This window comes from Lactobacillus nasalidis (assembly GCF_016587775.1).
Lineage (GTDB): Bacteria > Bacillota > Bacilli > Lactobacillales > Lactobacillaceae > Lactobacillus > Lactobacillus nasalidis.
In genome coordinates this window covers 1-4,162 of the sequence record NZ_BOCG01000081.1, presented here as the reverse complement: position 1 = coordinate 4,162, position 4,162 = coordinate 1, and the positions used below count along the sequence as shown (strand labels likewise).

7 protein-coding genes and 1 pseudogene are annotated in these 4,162 nt (G+C 50.2%); 6 read left to right on the top strand and 2 right to left on the bottom strand.

What is annotated here, in order from left to right:
• Positions 1–151: 1-deoxy-D-xylulose-5-phosphate synthase N-terminal domain-containing protein (locus lacNas_RS01070; RefSeq protein WP_280515420.1), on the bottom strand; the 151-nt coding region annotated here is incomplete at its 3' end.
• 169 nt (positions 152–320) lie between these two features.
• Here lacNas_RS01070 and rpmG point away from each other — a divergent pair.
• From rpmG to lacNas_RS01040, 6 genes are all read left to right on the top strand, one after another.
• Positions 321–470 (top strand): 50S ribosomal protein L33, encoded by a 150-nt coding sequence (gene rpmG, locus lacNas_RS01065; protein ID WP_201331733.1) that lies wholly within the window; start codon positions 321–323, stop codon positions 468–470.
• Between the two features lie 6 nt (positions 471–476).
• Positions 477–647 carry a preprotein translocase subunit SecE gene (gene secE / locus lacNas_RS01060; RefSeq protein ID WP_201331732.1) on the top strand — a complete coding sequence of 57 codons (171 nt, stop codon included), beginning with the start codon at positions 477–479 and terminating at the stop codon, positions 645–647.
• Between the two features lie 88 nt (positions 648–735).
• A complete protein-coding gene (nusG, locus tag lacNas_RS01055) occupies positions 736–1,290 on the top strand; it encodes a transcription termination/antitermination protein NusG (protein WP_201331731.1) in 555 nt (184 codons plus the stop codon).
• Positions 1,291–1,412: 122 nt separating this feature from the next.
• Entirely contained in the window at positions 1,413–1,838 is a 426-nt protein-coding gene (gene rplK / locus lacNas_RS01050; RefSeq protein ID WP_201331730.1) for a 50S ribosomal protein L11, read from the top strand.
• An 81-nt stretch (positions 1,839–1,919) separates the two neighbouring features.
• Positions 1,920–2,615, top strand: coding sequence for a 50S ribosomal protein L1 (rplA, locus tag lacNas_RS01045; RefSeq protein ID WP_201331729.1), 696 nt, complete (start codon positions 1,920–1,922; stop codon positions 2,613–2,615).
• A gap of 176 nt (positions 2,616–2,791) precedes the next feature.
• Positions 2,792–3,790, top strand: coding sequence for a glycosyltransferase family 2 protein (locus tag lacNas_RS01040; RefSeq protein ID WP_201331728.1), 999 nt, complete (start codon positions 2,792–2,794; stop codon positions 3,788–3,790).
• Positions 3,791–3,834: 44 nt separating this feature from the next.
• Here the strand turns inward: lacNas_RS01040 and lacNas_RS01035 are convergent.
• Positions 3,835–4,162, bottom strand: a pseudogene (locus tag lacNas_RS01035) (ammonium transporter); the annotation flags it as partial.

Sequence of the window (4,162 nt, the reverse complement as noted above, 5' to 3'; positions counted from 1 at the left end):
CCGGTCCCAGGTGGCCGCCGACAGCGGCGTCTTTTTCAATGATCAGCTGGCGGATTTCCGCGGCCAGCTGGGTCATTTCCTCTAAGTTGAGCACCTTCAAGTCGGCTGGCGACTTGATCTTGTTCAGCAGGTATTCAGGGTGTTGGTTCATTTTCTTCTCCTCTTGCCCGCGGCTGGGCAGGCTATAAAAACAGTAACAGTGATTGATAGTACCATTATGACACAGTCGCGCTGTGAGATGGCAAATAAAGTCTGTCAGCAAACAGTTGCTTTTAAGGAGAATTTTTGCTAAAATTTAATGAAGTTTGAAGGTGAAATTTATGGCAGTAAAGAAAGCAGCTTTGGCCTGCAGCGTCTGCGGGTCACGGAACTACTCAATCACTGCAAGCAGCAGCCGCACCAAGCGCTTGGAACTGAACAAGTTCTGCAAGCACTGCGGCAAGAAGACTTTGCACAAGGAAACGAGGTAGACAGGGATGATTAAGTTTTTTAAGAGCGTTGGTCACGAGATGAAACTGGTTCACTGGCCAAGCGCAAAGGAAAACCGGCGCGACACGGTTAACGTGGTCGTAACTTCTCTGCTTTACGCGCTTTTCTTGGGTGCTTTGGACTGGGTGTTTGAAAGATTGATTCAAATGGTTCTGTAAGAGCAGCAAAATATGTTATAATCATGCTAGTTTTAGAAACCTCTGTAGCGAGGTTTTTTTGTTTGCCAAAAAAGGAGATTTTGAGATTATGGTAGAATCCGCCAAGAAGCAATGGTACGTCTTGCACACTTATTCTGGTTTCGAAGACAAGGTTAGATCTGACTTGCTCTCCCGGGCACAGTCACTGGGGATGCAGGACTACATCTTCCGGGTTGTCGTTCCGCAGGAACCAAAGATCGAAGACGTTCACGGCAAGAAGGAAGAAGTCAATGAAAAGGTCTTCCCAGGCTACGTGCTGGTTGAGATGGTCATGACTGACGAAAGCTGGTTCGTCGTCCGGAACACGCCAAACGTGACTGGCTTTGTCGGCAGCCACGGCGGTGGTTCAAAGCCTTCTCCGCTTTACGATGACGAAGTGGCAGCCATTTTGCAGATGCAGGAAGGCGAAGCCAGCGAAAAGGTCGACTACGACTACGAAGTCGGCGAAAGCGTCATGATCACCGAAGGTGCCTTCAACGGCATGGTCGGCAAGATCGCGGAAATCCAAGACGACAAGCAAAAGCTCTTCTTGACCATCGACATGTTCGGCCACGCAACGACCGCCGAACTGGACTTTGACCAAGTCAAGAAGATGGAAGACTAATAAAAAAGTCTTGCAATCTGCCTTTTTTCAGAGTACTATATTAAACGTACTTTATTATTGTGGGAGGAGAGTGTGGAAACTCTCCATTTTAACCGCATCACGGAATCAAGGAGGTTTTGACCGTGGCAAAGAAAGTTATTAACGTTGTTAAGTTACAAATTCCAGCTGGCGCTGCAACCCCTGCACCTCCAGTAGGTCCTGCTTTGGGTCAAGCAGGTATCAACATTGTTGGCTTTACCAAGGACTTCAATGCTCGTACTGCTGACCAAAAGGGCATGATCATCCCTGTAGTCATTACTGTTTACGAAGACCGTTCATTCGACTTCGTAACCAAGACTCCTCCAGCACCAATCTTGCTGAAGCAAGCTGCTGGCATTCAAAAGGCTTCCGGTGAACCTAACAAGAACAAGGTTGGTTCTGTAACCACTGCTCAAGTTAAGGAAATCGCTGAAACCAAGATGAAGGACCTTAACGCTGCCTCAATCGAAGCTGCTATGCGTATGGTTGAAGGTACCGCTAGAAGTATGGGTATCGAAGTAAAGGACTAATTTGTTAATTTTTTGATTAACAAGTCAGGTGGGAGAGCAAAGAGAAAGCTCGTTTGACCACACATACAAGGAGGATTTTTCATGCCAAAGCATGGTAAGAAATACGTAGAAGCTGCTAAGAAAGTCGACAGCAGCAAGTTGTACTCAGTAGAAGACGCTATCAAGCTCGTTAAGGAAACTTCATACGCTAACTTTGACGCTTCTGTAGAAGTATCATACAACCTGAGCGTTGACCCGAAGCAAGCTGACCAACAAATCCGTGGCTCAATCGTTCTGCCAAACGGTACTGGTAAGTCAGTTAAGGTTATCGTCTTCGCTGAAGGCCCACAAGCCGAAGCAGCCAAGGAAGCCGGCGCTGACGAAGTTGGTGCAGACGACCTGGTAGAAAAGGTTCAAAACGGCTACATGGACTTTGACGTTGTTATCGCAACCCCGATGATGATGGCCAAGGTTGGTCGTTTGGGTCGTGTGCTTGGGCCTAAGGGCTTGATGCCAAACCCGAAGACTGGTACTGTTACTATGGACACTGCCAAGGCTGTTCAAAACGTTAAGGCTGGTCAAGTAGAATACCGTGTCGACCGTCAAGCTTCAATCCACGCTGCTATCGGCAAGGTTTCATTCACTGAAGAACAACTGACTGAAAACTTCCGCGCTTTGCAAAACGCTATCCTGCGTGCAAAGCCAGCTTCAGCCAAGGGTCAATACATCAAGAGCTGCGCAGTTGCCGCAACCTTTGGCCCTGGGATCAAGTTGGACCCAATCGCTTTGATGGGCTAATTTTTCCCTAAGTTAAGCAAAAAACAAGCTCTCTGCCTCCGGGCAGGGAGTTTTTTGTTTGCCAAAGCAGAATTAATTTGAATTTAAAGATTCTTTAGCATTGGAAAAGGCTTTCTTTTAGAAAAAGTTGCTATACTAGTAGGGACAAAAAAGTCATGGGAAAGAAGAGTGCCACGGTGAAAGAAACATTAACAATCATTGTCCCCTGCTATAATTCAGCTGCTTATCTCAAGCGCTGCGTCGACTCACTTCTGGCCGGCCAGGACCGGGTGCAGATCATCCTTATCGACGACGGATCGACCGATGAAACCGGCCGGCTGCTGGACGAATATCATGACCGGTATCCGGCAATTGAGGCCGTGCACCAGGAAAATGCCGGCCACGGCGGGGCGATCAACCATGGCCTCCGCCTGGCCAGGGGCCGGTATGTCAAGATCGTCGACAGCGACGACTGGCTGGACCAGGAGGCCTATCTGCAGGTGTTGGACTATCTGGACAACAATCCCGAAGTGGACCTTTTCCTGGCCAACTACGTCTATGACAAGCCGGCCCTGAACCGGCAGCGGGTGATCAAGTTCCCGCACTTGCCGGTGGGGCGGACTTTTTCCTGGGATGAGGTCAAGCTGCGGCTGGGCCAGTACTTCATGCTGCACTCCGTGATCTACAACCGGAAGGTTCTGGAACGCTCCAAGGTCACCTTGCCGACCAAGGTTTCCTATGACGACAACATTTTCGTCTTCGAACCGATGGTGCACGTGCAGACCATGCGCTATTTGCCGGTCAACCTCTACCACTACTTTATCGGCAGAGACGACCAGTCGGTCAACGAGCAGGTGATGCTGAGGAAGATCGACCAGCAGATCCTGATCAACAAGCAGCTGATCGTTTTCTACGCTTCCCAGGTCAACAAGCGGGCTCCATACGCCAAGTACATGAAATACTTCCTGGAGGCCGTTACCGGCGTGACCAGCGTCATCCTGATCCGCGGCAAAAAACAGGTCTACCTGGACAAAAAAGACGAGCTCTGGCAGTTCCTGAAGACTTATGACCTGGAGACCTACAAGTCCTTCAAGCACCGCCTAGTGGGCCATTTTGTCTCCCGGGACGCCCGGCCAATGCGGCAGATGGTCAGCGGGGCCTACCTGATCCTGCAGCGCCTGTATTCCTTCAACTGAGCAAAAGAAAAAAGCTTTGGCTTGTGCCAAAGCTTTTTTGCTGTCTATTTCAATGAAAAGACGGAAGCCTCGCCGACTTGGTAGTCCGCGAATTCGCCGTGCTCGCTGAGGTCCAGGCCCAGCTGCTCGTCGCGCACGGAAACCCGCATGCTGACGAACCGCTTCAAGATGAAGGTGATCAAGCTGACCATTAGGAGGGTAAAGACGATCGTGAACAGGGTGCCGGCCAGCTGGTTGAAGAGCAGGCGCCAGCCGCCGCCGTAAAAGAGACCGTTCAAGGAAATCTGCTTGTCGATTCCCCGGCTGGCAAAGAGCCCGACGGTCAAAGAGCCGACGATGCCGGAAACCCCGTGGCAGCCGAAGGCGTCCAGC

What these genes read in the sequence shown, in the direction of transcription:
- nusG (WP_201331731.1), top strand. Translation starts at nt 736, where the DNA reads ATGGTAGAATCCGCCAAGAAGCAATGGTACGTCTTGCACACTTATTCT.
- secE (WP_201331732.1), top strand. Translation starts at nt 477, where the DNA reads ATGATTAAGTTTTTTAAGAGCGTTGGTCACGAGATGAAACTGGTTCAC.
- rpmG (WP_201331733.1), top strand. Translation starts at nt 321, where the DNA reads ATGGCAGTAAAGAAAGCAGCTTTGGCCTGCAGCGTCTGCGGGTCACGG.
- rplA (WP_201331729.1), top strand. Translation starts at nt 1,920, where the DNA reads ATGCCAAAGCATGGTAAGAAATACGTAGAAGCTGCTAAGAAAGTCGAC.